Origin of the sequence: Acinetobacter sp., assembly GCF_039596015.1 — a bacterium.
Classification (GTDB): domain Bacteria; phylum Pseudomonadota; class Gammaproteobacteria; order Pseudomonadales; family Moraxellaceae; genus Acinetobacter.
The window spans coordinates 183,541-201,404 of record NZ_JBCNKN010000004.1 but is presented as its reverse complement, the minus strand read 5'-3'; the positions used below and the strand labels follow the sequence as shown (position 1 = coordinate 201,404).

Sequence of the window (17,864 nt, the reverse complement as noted above, 5' to 3'; positions counted from 1 at the left end):
CTTAGATCAAAAATGTACAACTGTACGAATAGACTTACCTTCGTGCATGAGATCAAAAGCTTCATTAATTTGTTCTAACGGCATGGTATGCGTCACGAAAGGTTCAAGCTCAATTTCACCTTTCATTGCATCTTCAACCATTTTTGGCAATTGTGAGCGTCCTTTTACACCACCAAAAGCCGTTCCTTTCCATGTGCGTCCAGTCACCAACTGAAATGGACGAGTAGAAATTTCCTGACCTGCACCCGCAACACCAATAATCACCGACTGCCCCCAACCACGATGGGCACATTCCAACGCTGAACGCATCACATTCACATTGCCGATACATTCAAAGGAATGATCTACCCCCCAACCTGTCATTTCGACAATTACTTGCTGAATGGGTTTGTCATAATCTTTAGGATTTAAAAAGTCCGTTGCACCGAACTGTTCTGCAAGTTTAAATTTCTCAGGGTTCATGTCGACAACAATAATCCGCCCTGCCTTCGCCTGGCGAGCGCCCTGTACAACTGCAAGTCCAATTCCGCCTAAACCAAACACGGCAACACTGTCACCCTCTTGTACTTTGGCAGTATTATGTACAGCGCCAATACCAGTTGTCACACCACAACCTAACAAACATACTTGCTCATGGTTCGCTTCAGGGTTAATTTTTGCTAAAGACACCTCGGCAACGACTGTATATTCGCTAAAGGTTGAACAACCCATATAATGATAAATCGGCTGACCATTATAAGAAAAACGTGTCGTACCATCAGGCATTACACCTTTCCCTTGTGTTGCACGTACAGCTACACACAAGTTGGTCTTACCCGACTTACAAAACAGGCATTCGCCACATTCAGCAGTATATAAAGGAATCACATGATCGCCAGGTTGAACACTGGTCACGCCTTCACCGACTTCTACAACAACACCTGCACCTTCATGTCCCAATACTGCTGGGAATACACCTTCAGGGTCATCTCCAGACAATGTAAATGCATCCGTATGGCAAACACCTGTGTGGGTAATTTTAATTAGAACTTCACCTGCCTTTGGTGGTTCAACATCCAACTCCACGATTTGTAGAGGTTGACCAGGACCAAAAGCAACTGCTGCACGTGACTTCATAGAATATTCTTCCTGAGAATTGATTTAGAATAAATCCGCGTTGGCTTAAATTTTAAAAATGACTGACATAGTAGGCTAAAAACAAAGTTATCAAGATATACATAAATAGAGGCTGTTGATAATGGCTCTTTTTAGAATAACGTCATCACTATTTCGCTTGAGATTTCTAAAAATAGCGCAACCACACGTCTCTATAAAATATCAACAGACTTTAGGGAGAAAGTAATACCTTTTCAAAATTTAAAATCGTTTCTAGCTTTACATCAAAATAGCACAAAATATTATAATCTTGCAGCACAAAGACTATAACTTCGCACCACACATCAACACCCGTTTGCAAGCGTTCAAATTTGCAAACAAAATCATCCTTGATTGCGCAAATTTAGATTTATTACTCTATCTTCAAAGTGATTTTATTTTTGATTAAAGATTGTTCGATTTTTAGTTAATTTGATAAATTTTTAACCTGAGAGAATTACATAAGACTAAAGTATAATTCTTCAAGTATCTATTTTTTAGTCAAAAAATATAGGATTGAAGACTAACAAAAATACAGCTCATAAACATAACCAATTGTTATTAAATAATATTTATATAAAAACACACCATTTCTCTTATTTTTTTTAATTATTTATTCTAATTTTACATTTCCAAATTTTATGGCTACATTTCAGCTTCTAATATTTTTTTACAGTAAAATCCGTTTTGCACCTGAGCAATAAATTGGCAGCCACTATATTTGGAATATCTATAGGATTTTAATTAATGGACATTCACGCACACCAACCTCCAGTTTCGGAGAAAAAACCGAAGTTCTATCAAATACTCTATGTACAAGTTATCTTCGCAATTGCAATCGGTATTTTATTAGGACACTTTTATCCAAGCGTTGGTGAGAGCCTTAAACCCTTAGGCGATGCTTTCATTAATATTGTTAAAATGATCATTTCTCCTGTTATTTTCTTAACGGTTGTAACGGGTATTGCTGGCATGAATAACGTCGGAAGCGTTGGACGTGTCACAGGAAAAGCAATGATCTATTTCATTACTTTCTCTACACTTGCATTATTTGTAGGGATGGTCGTTGCCAATGTTATTCAGCCTGGGCATGGTTTAAATATTGATCCTGCGACATTACATGCCGATAAAGTGAGTGATTATGTCGAAAAAGCACATGACTCTAGTGTTGTCGGGTTCTTAATGGCAATTGTTCCAAAGACCTTGCTTAGTCCATTGGTTGGCGGAGACATTCTGCAAGTACTGTTTGTTGCTGTACTTTTTGGTATCGCACTTGCAACAACACATGAGCACTCTAAGCCAATTATCGAATTTTTAAACACACTCACTACACCTGTATTCAAGCTAGTGGGAATGTTAATGAAGCTTGCACCTATTGGGGCATTTGGTGCAATGGCGTTTACGATTGGTAAATATGGTATTGGCTCGATTGGTAATTTGGCTCTTCTCATTTTAACCTTCTATATCACAGCAGTCTTATTTATCGTAATCGTTCTTGGCGCTGTTGCGCGTTATAACGGTTTCTCTATCATTGACCTTGTTCGCTATATCAAAGATGAATTATGGTTAGTGTTGGGAACAAGCTCTTCTGAAGCAGCTTTACCTTCCTTAATGGACAAAATGGAAAAAGCAGGTTGTGAAAAATCTGTTGTTGGTTTGGTTATTCCTACAGGCTATTCATTTAACCTAGATGGTACCAATATCTATATGACTATGGCGGCATTGTTCATTGCACAAGCATGTAATATTGAACTGACAATTGGTCAGCAATTAACACTATTATTGGTTGCAATGATCAGCTCTAAAGGTGCTGCGGGTGTTACTGGTGCGGGCTTCATTACCCTTGCGGCAACTTTATCTGTTGTTCCAGATGTTCCTGTTGCAGGTATGGCACTGATTTTAGGTATTGACCGTTTCATGTCTGAATGTCGTGCATTAACAAACCTTGTCGGAAATGCTTGCGCTACAATTGTGGTGGCACGTTGGGACAAAGCTTTAGATAAAGAACAATGTGATGCTGCACTAAAAGGTCATAAAGTAAAAGCTAAAGCTTAAAATCAAAATTTATTGCCTACGCAAAAAAGCCGTGAAAATTCACGGTTTTTTTATTGCTATTTTTTGAGACTCATAAACCAAATTATTCCTATAAATCGGATAGTATTTACTGCTAAATTGAGCAAGATTTGGATATTTATTTATAAAAGATTGCGTACAATTACTTTTAAATACCACCAAATAATTACGCATGACAAGGAGTGTATGCTATGCGTTCATCCGATTACATCAGATTATTGTCTCTTGCAGCGATATGGGGCGCGAGTTTTCTTTTTATGAGGATTGCTGTTCCTGAATTTGGTGCGATAAATACTGCTTTTTTAAGAGTTCTGTTTGGATTTTTAGGGCTGACTCTTATTTTATTCACGCTTAAATCTTCATTTAATTTTCAGGGCAAATTTAAAGCGACACTCATCTTGGGTATCATTAACTCAGGTCTGCCTTTTTTGATGTATTGTTTTGCAGCAAAATGGCTACCTGCGGGCTACTCTGCCATTTTAAATGCAACGACACCACTAATGGGAGCAATGATCGGATTTAGCTTCTTTAGTGAAAAACTGTCTTTAAAAAAATGGATGGGGGTATTGCTTGGTCTATTCGGCATTATGGTGATTACAGCGATTGGGGAAGCGAAAACAGCTCAAGGAACAGCGTTTGGTATTGTGGCGTGTCTCATTGCGACAAGTTGTTATGCTTTTGCAGGATTTTTAACACGACGCTGGATTTCCAATCAAGGTGGTTTAGATCCAAAGATCGTTGCTTTTGGCAGTCAAGCGGGAGCACTCTTATTTCTTTTTCCATTTTTTATTTGGTCACTTTTCACAGGTCCACGTATTCATTGGCTACAAGGCAATGTGTGGGCCTGTGTGATTGCTGTTGGGCTAATTTGTACGGCTTTAGCTTATATTGTTTATTTCAAACTCATCGCAGATATTGGCCCACTCCGTTCTTTAACCGTAACCTTTATGATTCCACCTTTTGGCGTGTTATGGGGGTATCTTGCATTGGGTGAAACCATCACCAAAGGATTCGTTCTTGGTGCAGCCATCGTCTGTATTGCGGTATGGATGGTCGTCAGTCCAGATAAAACACCACTTCAGCAAAAGTCAGCTTAATACTCATTTCAAATGTAACTGCTTCAACTGCAAATTTATGCCATAAAAAACACTCCAGAAGTAAGACTACAATGTCCCGCTTTTGGAGTGTAATTCAACCTGAAAAGTACCGTCAGGATTGTTAGTGCAATGACTCGCTTAAACTGTGCCGTTTAAAACCGCGTCTGGCACATAATCTTTCCACTGCTCACGTAGTGTAGGCAAATAAAACTTTTCACCAATCTCGACCAAATCAGCATCGATTAAGGCATGTAAATCTTGTAAGAACAGATAATCTAATTGCAAATTACCCAATTGAGGACTTTTTTTACGTTTATCCTGACGCGCCACATTTGCTTTTTTCACAAACTGATCTGCATACGCCTTATCTTTATAACGTGTTAAGGCACTCAAGCGTAATTCAACCAACCCCCAACCATTTAAGAGCAATTTAAACATCTCGAAATCACGCGTTGTTGACTCCCATGTCATATCTTCTAAATTTTCATCTGAAGGCAAAACGGGTAACAATAACTCCATGACACTCGGAAAGATTTTTTTGAACTGTAAAATAAATTTGACAGGATGATCACCCGGATAATCTTGAAACTGAACGTGTTGTTGCGTATCGGTTAAATATATATCGAGCATAAAAAGATCATCAACTATTAATTTAGAGCGCTCTATTGTACGCATAAATTCTATAATTTTCACGTGGTTATAATTTGTATAAAATAAAAATATTTTCACACCACTCAAAAATCTCTGGCAAAACCAAAAAATTCAATACCTTGCTAGTGGCTTAATGCTCAGTCCATTCAAATCATCCATGCTATTGATGCCTAGTAACACATTCTATGCACTCAAACGGAACGCTATGACCCTTTTCTTCTATTACATTAGAAATAACAATAAATTATCGAATGTTATTAATACAGTAATATACAGTTTCATGAAAACCCACTACAATTTCAACAGTATTTTTTTAGCTATCAAAATTGGCTAGAGCACTTAGTGTTGGGCAGTATGAATAAATTTTCTCGTTTCAGTCGTATTTTGGGCACTTTATCGATTTTGACACTTTCGGTTGGCCTAGTGGCATGTGGAGATAAATCATTATTTTCACAAGATGATGAAAAACATCTCACAGAAAAACAAATTAAGCATCTGATCCCACCGCGTGTACATGATCGTGAGTCATGGGCTAAAGATATGAATGACATCATGGACAGTCTTAAAATCGAAAAAAATAAAGAGAATGTCTGTAGCATCATTGCCATTGTAGATCAAGAATCCAGCTTTGTAGCCAACCCTCAAGTGCCTGGGCTTGGTCGAGAAGCCGTTGCTGCGGTGAACACACGCTTACAAACCAAATTTTCAGATAAACTTGGCACAACCATCGGAACACCAATCGCACATTATTTCGAGCAGGTGCTTAAGACCCAGCCAACCCCAGAAGATAACTATTTAAAACAATTATCGAAAGTCAAAACCGAAAGAGATATTGATCTTTTATATCGACAAATTTTTGATTACATGTCCAAACATTATCATGTCAGCGCCCTGACAGGTGCAGCAAAATTGGTAGGACAGGATATTGGCGAACGCATGAACCCAATTACAACATTAGGTTCAATGCAGGTTTCAATTCAGTATGCGCAAGATCATCAAAAAGACCATATGAGTGTCAATGATTTGCGGGATGATTTATATACGCAATACGGCGGTTTGTATTATGGAATACATCGTCTGATGATGTATTCAAATCAGTATGATAAACCGATCTATCGTTTTGCCGACTATAACTCGGGCATGTACTCAAGCCGTAATGCCTCTGTGCAAAAAGCATTAAATGTTTTAACGGGTTCTGAGCTATCTCTAGATGGTGATTTATTGCAGTATGATAAAAATGATAATGTGCAAGCTGTGCAAAGTAACACCGAGCTTACGTTTATCAACTTATTCACACAGAAAAAAGTGATCATCACCCCACAACAACTTCGCAGTGATTTAAAAACTGAGAAAACCATCGACTTCGAAAAAACGCAAACATACTTAACCCTGACTAAACTCTATAAAGACCAAACAGGCAAAGAAATGCCTTATGCAGTTATGCCTCAAGTCATCATTACAGGGCCAAAACTGAGTCGGGACTACAACACCAATTGGTATGCAACTCGGGTTAATGGACGTTTTGAAAGTTGTATGCATCGTGGACGAAAAATGAAGTCATGAAAAAGGCGCTGGCACTCTTTGACTTTGACGGTACACTTTATTTAGAGGATAGCTTCACACAGTTTATTTTTTATACACTCTCTAAACGCCATATTATGCGTAGAGGTATAAAAATTTTACCGTGGATTCAGGCATATTATGCCAAGGTCTATCCTGCACATGCCATGCGACAAAAACTCTATCAACACATGTTTAAACATCAAAAATATGTGCATATCCAAAAATTGGCCGAGCGCTATAGCCATCGTTTGCTCAAACAACTAAACCCTGTTCTTCTGGCTCAACTCAAGCACCATCAGGCACTTGGTCATGAAGTTGTGATTGTGTCGGCTTCTCTAGATCTCTATTTACAACCTTTAAGCCAGCTATTGAATGTCAAACTAATTTGTACACAAACCGAACAGCGACACCAGCATTTAACAGGTGAATATCTCACACCAGACTGTAGTGGCGAACAAAAAAAATTTCGGATTCAACAACAATTTAAAATAAATGAATTTGATGAAATTTATGCCTATGGCAATAGTCATGAAGATTTAGCCATGCTCGCACTGGCCAAACATCGTTTTATGGTAGGTGTTGATCAGACCTTGCCGCCCTTACCTCATCCACAACAGTTTTTTGAAGCAGTTTAAAGGGATTTTTTAAAAATCCCTTTATTTTTCATTTATTCAACTATTAGTTGCTTGTACTTAAAAATGTACACGTTTTGACTCAGGCAGTCTTAAGCCACTTTGGGATAAATACTAGATTGTCCAGCAACGAGACTTTGAATACTTGCTGGATGGAATTGAACTTTCAATACATGATTATCAAAATGAATCATGTAACTTTGAATTAACGGCAAAGCTCCCATCTGTGTTTGAAATTGATATTCGTCAGCAATATTTAAAATGCCTTCAAGGTTAATTGAACTTGATGCACGGTCATGCCCGAAAACCTGATGATGAATTGATTGTAAGTTGAATTCGGCTTCTGTATGAGGATGTTTACGTAAATGATCCTCTAGAAACAAAACCAAGCGATGTGCAAAGAAAAAATAGTCGGGTTGATGTGTGTATTCCATATTCATTTCAAACTCCTTGATCACAACATTTTTTTGATATTTCGTGATCTTATAAAATAAGAATACTCCATTAAAATAAACTTAAAATAGTTTCAAAGTTACATTTATTATCATAATGTGAGTCTAAAACTATAAATCAGAGATTTAGCATTCAAAATCATACAAAGCATGACTTTGAAGCCTTAATCGGATTGATTCCAAAGTTATCGCTCCATGACAAAATGATAAAGAACCATCCCCACCAACATCGAAGCAATAAAATAACCAATCTCAAAATGCCCAAGCCCAATTAATGTAATTGCGGGCGCAGGGCAAATTCCAGATAACCCCCAACCAATCCCAAATAAAAGTGCGCCTGTGACCAAAGGAGCGTCCAGTGTTTTCTTTGAGGGCAATTCAATCGGCTCATGAAATACGGTTTGTACACGTGAATGTTTGACTGCATACTGAAATGGCAAAAACGCGACTAAGATTGCCCCACCCATTACAAATGCCAAACTGGGGTTCCAATCACCAAATACATCTAAGAAAGCCAAAACTTTTGCAGGATTAGACATTCCAGACAACATCAGCCCGATTGCAAAAAGACTGCCGCAAATGAACGCAAAAAACTGTTTCATCTCAACCTCCGATCACATGGCGAGTTATCAATACCGTTATCGCTGCAATCAACATAAAACTGCTGGTTGCAACCATTGAACGCTTAGACAGACGGCTCAGACCGCAAATACCATGCCCACTGGTACAGCCCGAACCCAAGCGAGTTCCAATTCCAACCAGTAAACCACTTAAAATTAATAACCAAGGTGAGGCATCTAGCACAATTGGAACAGCTGTCCATTTTGCATAAAAGAACGGCGTAACCAATAAACCTAAAAAGAACCATAATGCACTATTTTTAAAGCCATTCTTAAAAAATAATACTTGCGAAATAATGCCGCTAATGCCAGCAATACGCCCATTCAAATACAAATAACCGACAGCAGCACAGCCAAGTAGTAACCCGCCTAAGAAACTCAGTAACCATTCATGCATAATGATTCCTCCCAATAAAATGTGGCTTTAACTGATCACAGATAAAGTAAGAATAGATTTAATTACCATAAATAAAGCAATCACAACCACGACTGTTGCAAATGTTCGCTGAATCATGACAGACGATAAATAATGAACCCAGTAACGCCCAATGATTAAGCCGATTAGGCAACTTAAAGTAAACAAAATACTAATTTTTAATGGATAGTGAAAACCTTCTAATGCATGTAACCCTATGCTAATACCACCAATTAAACAGATGATCATTAAAGAGGTCGCAACGATTTGCTGCATTCCCAAATTAGTGGCTTTTTTTAAGGCTGGAATAATCACAAATCCTCCACCAACGCCAAGCAGCCCTGTTAGAAAACCAGCCAATAAACCAATCGCAGACAGCACCCAAAAGGTACTCCAGTCCCAAACCAGTTTGCCCGTCAATGGATTGATGCGACAAGGTGGGTTATGAAAGTCATCTTGTACATGTTTAAATAAACGATATGCAACGACAAACATCGTGATGGCAAACAAGAGTACAAGGATTGCAGTTGGAATTTTATGGCTAAGTGCAATTCCCCAATGTGAAGCAGGAATTCCCATTACTGCAATCCAGATTGCAGCCCGATACCTGATGGTTCTTTTGTACAGACCTTGGAGTGTGCCGATACATGTCGCAAGCGTAACGGCCAGCAACCCCACAGGGGCTGCCTGCGTTACCGTCCAACCTTGTATGGTCATAAGCACAGGAACCGCAAGGATTCCACCACCCGCACCTGTTAAGCCAAGTACACACCCAATGGCCAAACCTGAAATAAATAAAATGAGCATCATACTGCTCCTTAAATCCAAAAATTGGCCATACCTTGCCTGTCCCACAATAAAGAGGCGCTTTTAGTGAACCAACTATATGTATAGATGATCTATCAAATGAATAACAAAATAGATTATTTTGTGCTAATCACAATGACGTAGATCAAATGTTGGTTATATCTACCGACTTAACCCGCAACTTTTTCCTTCGGTTTAACTAGCCACTCTCGCCCTTTTAACATTCCTTGCCAATAAATAGCAGGTAGGCACTGTGCTTTTAATATCCATGCCAATGAAGTCGGTTGCCGTCCATCTAGCACCCAAGCTGGAAATGTCGGGAGTAGCTTTCCACCATAACCGAACTCCGCCAACACAATTTTTCCACGTTCGACAGTAAGCGGACAGGAACCATAACCATCATATTGGTAAAAGTCAGAGCGACCACATAAAAACAATAAGACATTCATTGCCACAATCGGAGCTTGCTTTCTTGCTGCTGCGGCGGTTTTTGCATTACTGGTATTCAGAACATCTCCCACACCAAAAATGTTGGGATAATGACGATGTTGCAATGTTTCAGGGTCAACATCTAGCCAGCCTGTAGCATCTGCCAAAGAACTTAAGCGAATAAAATCGGGCGCTTGTTGAGGTGGAACCACATGAAGCATATCGAATTTTGTTTCAACAACATGCTGCTGACCTTCTTGTTCATAAGCAAACCACGCGGTTTTATTCGCACCATCCACTCGAACCAACCGATGCTGAAAATACAAATGTGCCTGATACTTTTGCATATATTCCATTAATGCAGGCACATAATCTTTCACCCCAAATAACACTGCACCCGCATTATAAAACTCAACTGAAATATCATTTAAAACACCTTGTTTCAACCAATAGTCAGAGGATAAATACAACGCTTTTTGTGGTGCACCTGCACACTTGATTGGCATAGGTGGTTGGGTAAAAATTGCTTTACCTTTTTTCAGATTTTGTACCAATTGCCATGTATATGGTGCAAGGTCAAAACGATAGTTTGAGGTTACCCCATTTTTCCCCAGTGTTTCAGGTAAGCCTTCTATTGCTTCCCAATTCAACCGTAGCCCTGGGCAGACAATCAGCACCTGATAACCAATCACATCTCGATTTTGCAAAACAATCTGATTGTATTCGGGTTGAATATCAATAACCGCTTCTTTAATCCATTTAGCGCCAGCAGGAATCACATCCTGCATGGGGCGAGCGGTCGAAGCCTGTGTAAAAATGCCACCACCCACCATTGTCCAACCCGGCTGATAATAATGTGTCGTCGCTGGGTCAATTATTGCAATTTCAAGATAAGGCGAACGCGCCAATAAGCTTGCGGCAACAGAAATACCCGCAGAGCCTGCACCAATAATCACGACCTGAAACAAGGATGTATCTTGAGCATTTTCTAAATAAGACTGTGATTGCATAAAAATCTCCTTATTGGACGCTGGTCTGGTGCCCACATTCCTGATTTGCAGGAAGTGCTTCCTTGATTTTTGCTGGATATGGCAGTTTTAGATTGTTCATCAACTCGATAAAACCTTCACGGGTTTGCTGATGACCTAAACGCGGATTATATTGACGTTCATGCCCGATGGTAGATGACGTATTACCATGATAGTCATGCCCCGGAAAGACCTGTATATCATCGGGTAATGTAAATAATTTTTGATGAATACTATCGTACAAACGTCCAGCATCGCCTTCCTGAAAATCGGTACGCCCACAACCACCAATCAACAAAGCATCCCCTGTAAAAACTTTATTTTCCCAAACATAGCTCATACAGGCATTGGTATGCCCCGGGGTATAACGCGTTTCGATTTCTAGTTGACCAATTCTCAATAAACAATCATCGCCCAAAAGTAAATCACCACATTGCACATCGGCATTTCGATGTAACACCGATTTCGAGCCTAAACGCTCTCGTAAAATACCTGCTCCTGTAATATGGTCAGCATGAACATGTGTTTCCAGCGTATAGACCAAAGTCAGATGAAGCTGTTTTAGACGTTGAATGTATCGTTCAATTTCCGATTGCACTGGATCAATCAAGACTGCTTGCCGAGTTTCTTCACATGCCAGTAAATAGGTATATGTACTGCTTTCTGGTTCAAAAAGTTGTTCAAAAATCATTGCACTGCCCATCCTATGTCATGATCTGATATATGGCAAAATTAATGCCAACTTTTCATATTCTATAAATAGAATTAAATATCAATAACTTAAAATCAACCGACTCTCTATAACTTTATACTTATGTTTCATTGATGTTTCAATAAAATCCCTTTATCCTGTAGATATGAAACATTGCTTGAAACAACATAAATATGGACCTGCTTTCTTTTTCATCATTAAATCAAGTCAAATTATTTTTTAATCAACTCAAAAAGCTCTTTCCCAACGCAGTTAGCTTCATTCTGAATGATCAACACGAACTGATCTGGAGTTCATCTCCAACAGATGACAGCTCAGAAAATACCACCATACCTGATATTTCGATGACGACACACCCCCTCAGAATTGATCAACAAATTGTTACGCTCTACCTCTCACTCTCTGCAAACGATAACGCACCGACTGAAAACAAAAAACAAATTCTAAGTGCTGAAATTCAGGAACTTGCTCAGCGTTTTAATAGCAATGCACCCTCAATGCTGGCAATGTTTTCAATTATTCAGCGTGTAGCAAGCACCCAGTTTCCCGTTTTGGTACGCGGTGAGTCTGGCAGTGGTAAAGAATGGGTTGCACATGCGATTCATGACTACAGCCAAAGACGGGATAAACCGTTTATCGCAATTAATTGTGCCAGTTTAAATGCCAATATTTTAGAAAGTGAATTATTTGGTCATGTCAAAGGTGCCTTTACAGGGGCAATTCGAGATCATAAAGGCGTTTTTGAACGAGCCGCAGGTGGTACACTTTTTTTAGATGAAATTGCCGAAATCCCCTTAGAGCTACAGGCGAAATTACTTCGTGTTTTAGAAACAGGTGAATACACTCAGCTTGGGGGAGAAAAAACCTTAACCAGCGATGTGCGTATCGTGGCTGCAACGCATCGAGCTTTACGTGAAGAAGCACGATTAGGTCGATTCCGACAAGACTTATTATATCGTCTACGTGTTATTCCGATTTTTGTTCCGCCACTACGCGACAGAAAAGTAGATATCCCATTGATTATTGAAAAAATCTTACAAGAAAATAGCTTTCACCAACACCAGCAACCACCCCAATTAAGTATTGCAGCATTGCACACATTGTTACGTTATGACTGGCCAGGAAATATACGCGAACTCAAAAATACCCTGCTTTACGCCTTAACCATGGCACAAGAAAAGTCTTTGATAGAAGTTTCAGATTTACCTTATGAAATTTCAAATATTCAGCCTTCACTCAATTTTGCGAGACACGATCTTGCTGCTACGCCGCAATTGCTAAATAAAACTAATCTTGAAGCATTACTACACCAATATCCTCAAGATTTGCATAAAGTTGCAGAGATGTTAGCAATTAGCCGCACGACGTTATGGCGCTATCGAAAAAAATGGAACATCTAACTGAAAAATATAAAATTTATGCATTTTTTAGGCTCTTTTAAAATAACCATCAACTTCAATAAAAAAAGGGAACGTATTTGATACGTCCCCTCTTCAAAAGCAATTTCTGAATTAGAATGAATATTTCATTCCCAAATTTAAACCTAAATTATCAGCATTACGATGAGAAAAATCTGTATTTGCTGTTACCCATGCACTCATATTTTTAGAGTATTGTGTACTGAGCCCAATACTTGCAGATCCCCAATCTTTTTCAGGTGTATAACCCGTCATCATAAAACTTCCGCTCATGGTGTTTAACCCTGCACGGACAGATAACGGATCTGCCTGAAAATCATGATTCCACGCAAGTTCAGCAAATGGAGAGAAGATGACTTTTTTATAGTCCCAATCTCCTTTTAAACGCCACCCCAAAGTGGTCACAAATGAATCACGTTGTTGCTTACCAAACCACATCGCTGTGCTATCTGCACCATCTTCAGCAAAACGATTAATCTTGATCGTTTGCCATTCTGCATGTACAAATGGCCCTGTTTTTAAATCTTTAAAATTAAACCAGTAGCCGCCATCCAGACCGCCACCCATGTGATACCCTTGAGCATCTGCATTTTCAACCCGTGTTGTATTACCAAGCTGAATATGACGTTTTATATTATTGAAATGCAAGCTTCCCGCATTGGCAAACCCACCAAGATACATACCATCTTTATGATATAGCGCATAACCTAATGCACTGACATCAAATAAGGAGTATTTACCTAAATTATCCGCCATATGACCATCTTGTTGATTGAGGCTCATGCCAATACCCGCAGAAACCTGATCATTCACCTGCGTATCTGAACCAAAAGTCAGGTTCACATTATTATTGGTTAATGCAGGAGAATCTACAGAAGCTTTTAATTTCTGATGGTTATAGTCTAGGTTAATAAAAACCCGTGTATCCTTACCATCTGCATCATTTAGCATTTCATTTTTAATTGCACGGTATTGTGCATTGGTGATGCTTAAAGGAACCTCTGATAATAATGACATTTGCTTAGGTGCTGCAAGCTCAGCCAATACAGCCTGTGCCAATAAACGATGTGCTGCTGTGGTTGGATGAACATCATCAGCAAAAAGATAGCTCTTGTCTGTGCCCGCTGCATAGGTATATGTCGCACCTGAACCTTGTGGGCCACATTGTATAGATGAACCAGTACATGCCTTATCTGTTACATTGCTAAATCCATAAGCAGCGGGGTTGGCAATGACTTCATTTAATAAACCATACACATTAACAGGAACAATATTCAACCCTGAGGCACTTAAGTTATTCAATCCACTGTCTAATGTTAAATTATAGAGTGTCGCAAGCTGAGTGGCTGACGCAGAATTAGCTGTATTTACAAAACTTGGGGTTAAGCCAATATTTGGCAAATTATATACCACGACATAATTTGCACCTGCTGACTTTAAAGAAGACAACAGACCAATTTCATTAGTAGCAGCATTGCTTGTTCCAGAAACAACATCGGCCAATGTAATTTGACCGTTTTGTAAAGCATCCATTAAACCAAAGAGATCGTTAGCACCGCCCCACACTTGATAAAGGGTATGTGCATCCGCTACACCACCTGTTGAACTCAAATAAAGTGCTTGTTGTTGTGGCAGGGTTGGTACGCCCGCAATCAGGCTATTTGCAACACCCGCCCCGCCCCATGCATAGTTTGTTCCACCAGCAAGTGAAGGGGAAATTGTATAACCCAACCCTGCTGCAACCAGTTCAACTGCTGTATTGCCTGGGTTGGTTGTAAATCTTGACTGAGCTGCACCATTTGTATTGTATAAACTCAAATTTCCACTATCGCTTAGACTATCCCCAAAAATAACAACGTTATCAAATGCAGTCGCATGCGAGACCGATGCATGCATATACATCAACCCTGAAACGACCAAAGGCAATATTTTTTTGAACCGGGCCATCCTGTTCTCCTTTTGTTTTTCTTCCAAAACACGTGTGCCAATCTTCATTAATGTATACCTAAATCATTTTTAAAGGGAGGCATATGTTATATATTCATCGCATTTTATCAATAGTTTAAAACTATAAATATAAATTTAATGACGACGTGTCAGAACAGGAGATTCACTTTATTTCGCATTTGAATGAGGATTTTTCTTAGATTCTTCTTGTATTAGTTTATTTAATTCTTTCTCTAAATTATGCAATTCTAACTGTCTTTGAAATAATTTTTTTTCTAGACTTTGACACTCCATTTTAACTTTCGATATTTCTTTCAATTGCGCGCTAAGACTTAAACTAAATTGCTGTTTCATATATATTAATCAAATATCACGGATAAACATCATGTCTCTAGGGGCAAATGCACCATAAAAAACCGCACCAGTTTAATGCAAAATAAATGATAAATACATGTCTATTTCTACAAAAAATAATGTTTTTCAATAAATTATAGACTTAAGTCTACTAAATGATTATCTAGTAGACTTAAGTCACGTTTTATTTCTTAACTATACGACTATCCATTAACTTCTGTTGTGCAATATATCTTTCTTCATCATTTTTGGGTTGGCATTGCAACCATGTCCCATCGTTTTGTAATTCCCATGCACGCGTATTGTCCTGCAAATAGTTCAGTAAACCATCCTGAATAATTTGCTTACGTAACTTTTTATCTTCTATTGGAAAACATGTTTCAATTCTGGAAAATAAATTACGTCCCATCCAGTCAGCACTTGCGCAATAAAGTTTAGCATCGCCATCATTATGAAAATAGTAAACACGCGTATGCTCCAAGAAACGCCCAACGATTGAACGAACAAAAATATTCTCAGATAGCCCTTCAACTTGTGGTCGTAAACAACAAATTGAGCGAATAATCAAATCAATTTTTACACCCGCCTGTGATGCTTTATACAGTGCAGCGATCAGTTTAGGCTCAGTTAACGCATTTACTTTAATGATGATATAGGCTTTTTTACCCGCCTTCGCATGCACAATTTCTTGTTCAATTAAACTCAACAGCTGGCTATGTAAGGTAAATGGTGCATGGAAAAGCTTTTTAGGCTTCGCCATTTTACCCATTCCAGTTAATTCCTGAAAAATTTTATGTACATCTTCACAAATATCGACATTCGCAGTCAGCAAGCCATAATCGGTATAGATTTTTGCGTTAGTTGAATGATAATTCCCTGTTCCCAAATGAACATAGCGCTTAATACTTTCGCCTTCACGGCGCACAACCATGATCATTTTGGCATGGGTTTTATAACCCACAATGCCATATACCACGACTGCACCCGCTTCTTGCAATACATTGGCAACTGCAATATTTGACTCTTCATCAAACCTTGCGCGTAACTCAATCACTGCTGTAACTTCTTTCCCGTTTCGGGCAGCTTCAGCTAAAATTTGAACAATTTCAGAATGTGGCCCACTACGATAAAGTGTTTGTTTGATTGCCAATACGTCTGGGTCTTGTGCTGCATCTTTTAATAATTTGATGACAGGTGCAAATGAATCAAAAGGATGATGCAACAACACATCGCCTTTTTTCAATGAATCAAAAATAGGTTTATGTGGTTGAATACTTTTAACTAGAACAGGTTGATACGAATTAAATCTCAAATTTGGATAATCAAAGTTGGAAATAAACCGAGCCAAATTTACAGGGCCATCAATACAATAAAGATGCTCTTTATCCAGTTTAAATTGTTCTAACAGATAATCTGTTATTTTTTGAGGACAGTTTTTTGTCACTTCCAAACGAACTTCCCGACCAAAACGTCGTGAAGACAACTCATCTTTTAAGGCAACAGCCAGGTCATCAATATCTTCTGAAACCGTTAAATCTGCATTTCGTGTAACACGGAATTGATAGCAACCTGTCGCTGTCATTCCTGGAAATAAATCATCAATATGCTGCTGGATGATGGCAGATAATAAAATATAATGTTCCCCACCTCCCGAAATTTCATCTGGTAAACGAATCAGACGTGGTAAAGAACGCGGTGCTGGAACAATTGCAAAATCAATTTTTCGACCAAAGGCGTCTTTACCTTCTAAAGAAACAATAAAGTTCAGACTTTTATTGACCAAGCGTGGGAAAGGATGAGAGGGGTCTAAACTGATTGGAGTAACAACCGGTTGAACTTCCTTGAAAAAATAATCACGAATCCATGTTTTATGTTTTTCTAATATATCTTGATATTGAATGAAATGAATGCCATAGGCTTGTAATTGAGGTAATAAAGTATAATTGAGAATATGATATTGTTCTGCGACGGCTTCGTGTGCTATTTGAGAAATATTTTCTAATACAATTTCATTGGGAATGTTATCTGGTGCTGACGTTATTCTATTCAAATCGATTTGCTGTTTTAATCCAGCAACGCGTATTTCAAAAAATTCATCCAGATTTCTAGAAAAAATAATTAAGAAGTTTAGACGTTCTAATAGTGGGTGCTGCGTATCTTTTGCTTGTGCAAGTACACGCTTATGAAACTCTAATAATGATAGCTCACGGTTAATATACGTACCGGAGGTATGTTCAAACAGCTCATTTTCCTGAGCAGCATACATATTCATGTAAAACTCGAATCTACTAATAACTAAGTTTGATCAAAAAGCCTAAAGGCTGTTGACATTTCATCTATCGCCTGACGCGTTGGTTAAAATGACTTAGACAAGGTATGAAACCCAAACAAGGGCGATCCTAGCATCAAGTTTCATCACAGAGTTTTAGCCATCATCCTTCGAGATCAGGCTATTTTCAAATGGATGCGTTTGTCCACGCATCATTGTCCATCTGATTTATGTCATTATGATGACAAAAAACAATATATTAG

The 17,864-nt window shown here is 38.6% G+C and carries 15 protein-coding genes and 1 pseudogene; 5 read left to right on the top strand and 11 right to left on the bottom strand.

The annotated features are described in order from the left end of the window. Window positions 1-6: 6 nt before the first annotated feature. Entirely contained in the window at window positions 7-1,116 is a 1,110-nt protein-coding gene (locus tag ABDV70_RS06160; protein ID WP_343596269.1) for an S-(hydroxymethyl)glutathione dehydrogenase/class III alcohol dehydrogenase, read from the bottom strand. 765 nt (window positions 1,117-1,881) lie between these two features. Between ABDV70_RS06160 and ABDV70_RS06155 the strand changes: the two genes are divergently transcribed. Both ABDV70_RS06155 and ABDV70_RS06150 read left to right on the top strand, forming a co-directional pair. Continuing rightward, window positions 1,882-3,189 (top strand): dicarboxylate/amino acid:cation symporter, encoded by a 1,308-nt coding sequence (locus ABDV70_RS06155; RefSeq protein WP_343596268.1) that lies wholly within the window; start codon window positions 1,882-1,884, stop codon window positions 3,187-3,189. 209 nt (window positions 3,190-3,398) lie between these two features. Next, window positions 3,399-4,304, top strand: a complete 906-nt coding sequence (locus ABDV70_RS06150; protein ID WP_343596267.1) for a DMT family transporter — start codon at window positions 3,399-3,401, stop codon at window positions 4,302-4,304. 138 nt (window positions 4,305-4,442) lie between these two features. Here ABDV70_RS06150 and ABDV70_RS06145 read toward each other — a convergent pair whose 3' ends face one another. After that, entirely contained in the window at window positions 4,443-4,934 is a 492-nt protein-coding gene (locus ABDV70_RS06145; protein WP_343596266.1) for a hypothetical protein, read from the bottom strand. A 375-nt stretch (window positions 4,935-5,309) separates the two neighbouring features. On the opposite strand from ABDV70_RS06145, the gene ABDV70_RS06140 reads away from it, so the two are divergent. Next, the gene (locus ABDV70_RS06140) at window positions 5,310-6,518 is read left to right on the top strand and encodes a DUF1615 domain-containing protein (RefSeq protein ID WP_343596265.1); all 1,209 of its coding nucleotides are present in this window, start codon (window positions 5,310-5,312) and stop codon (window positions 6,516-6,518) included. Beyond that, entirely contained in the window at window positions 6,485-7,153 is a 669-nt protein-coding gene (locus tag ABDV70_RS06135; RefSeq protein WP_343596263.1) for an HAD family hydrolase, read from the top strand. The genes ABDV70_RS06140 and ABDV70_RS06135 overlap by 34 nt, the downstream gene beginning before the upstream one ends. A gap of 89 nt (window positions 7,154-7,242) precedes the next feature. Here the strand turns inward: ABDV70_RS06135 and ABDV70_RS06130 are convergent, their stop codons facing one another. The 6 genes and pseudogenes from ABDV70_RS06130 to ABDV70_RS06105 form a co-directional block, all read right to left on the bottom strand. Next, entirely contained in the window at window positions 7,243-7,590 is a 348-nt protein-coding gene (locus ABDV70_RS06130) for a hypothetical protein (protein ID WP_343596262.1), read from the bottom strand. A gap of 197 nt (window positions 7,591-7,787) precedes the next feature. Then, a complete protein-coding gene (locus ABDV70_RS06125; RefSeq protein WP_343596261.1) occupies window positions 7,788-8,204 on the bottom strand; it encodes a DUF6691 family protein in 417 nt (138 codons plus the stop codon). 1 nt (window position 8,205) lies between these two features. After that, on the bottom strand, window positions 8,206-8,619 hold the full coding sequence (locus tag ABDV70_RS06120; protein ID WP_343596260.1) for a YeeE/YedE family protein: 414 nt from the start codon (window positions 8,617-8,619) through the stop codon (window positions 8,206-8,208). 27 nt (window positions 8,620-8,646) lie between these two features. Continuing rightward, window positions 8,647-9,444 carry a sulfite exporter TauE/SafE family protein gene (locus tag ABDV70_RS06115; protein ID WP_343596440.1) on the bottom strand — a complete coding sequence of 266 codons (798 nt, stop codon included), beginning with the start codon at window positions 9,442-9,444 and terminating at the stop codon, window positions 8,647-8,649. 170 nt (window positions 9,445-9,614) lie between these two features. Next, window positions 9,615-10,832 (bottom strand): annotated as a pseudogene (locus tag ABDV70_RS06110) (FAD/NAD(P)-binding oxidoreductase); the annotation flags it as partial. A 61-nt stretch (window positions 10,833-10,893) separates the two neighbouring features. Further along, window positions 10,894-11,592, bottom strand: a complete 699-nt coding sequence (locus ABDV70_RS06105; RefSeq protein WP_343596258.1) for an MBL fold metallo-hydrolase — start codon at window positions 11,590-11,592, stop codon at window positions 10,894-10,896. Window positions 11,593-11,786: 194 nt separating this feature from the next. Between ABDV70_RS06105 and ABDV70_RS06100 the strand changes: the two genes are divergently transcribed. After that, window positions 11,787-13,013: a sigma-54 dependent transcriptional regulator gene (locus ABDV70_RS06100; RefSeq protein ID WP_343596256.1), complete on the top strand. Its 1,227-nt coding sequence runs from the start codon at window positions 11,787-11,789 to the stop codon at window positions 13,011-13,013. A gap of 111 nt (window positions 13,014-13,124) precedes the next feature. Here the strand turns inward: ABDV70_RS06100 and ABDV70_RS06095 are convergent, their stop codons facing one another. The 3 genes from ABDV70_RS06095 to ppk1 all read right to left on the bottom strand — a co-directional run bounded on the left by ABDV70_RS06095 (window position 13,125) and on the right by ppk1 (window position 17,598). Next, the gene (locus ABDV70_RS06095) at window positions 13,125-14,978 is read right to left on the bottom strand and encodes an autotransporter domain-containing protein (protein ID WP_343596255.1); all 1,854 of its coding nucleotides are present in this window, start codon (window positions 14,976-14,978) and stop codon (window positions 13,125-13,127) included. 168 nt (window positions 14,979-15,146) lie between these two features. Beyond that, on the bottom strand, window positions 15,147-15,332 hold the full coding sequence (locus ABDV70_RS06090; RefSeq protein ID WP_343596254.1) for a hypothetical protein: 186 nt from the start codon (window positions 15,330-15,332) through the stop codon (window positions 15,147-15,149). A gap of 184 nt (window positions 15,333-15,516) precedes the next feature. Continuing rightward, a complete protein-coding gene (gene ppk1, locus ABDV70_RS06085) occupies window positions 15,517-17,598 on the bottom strand; it encodes a polyphosphate kinase 1 (protein ID WP_343596438.1) in 2,082 nt (693 codons plus the stop codon). Window positions 17,599-17,864 lie beyond the last annotated feature (266 nt).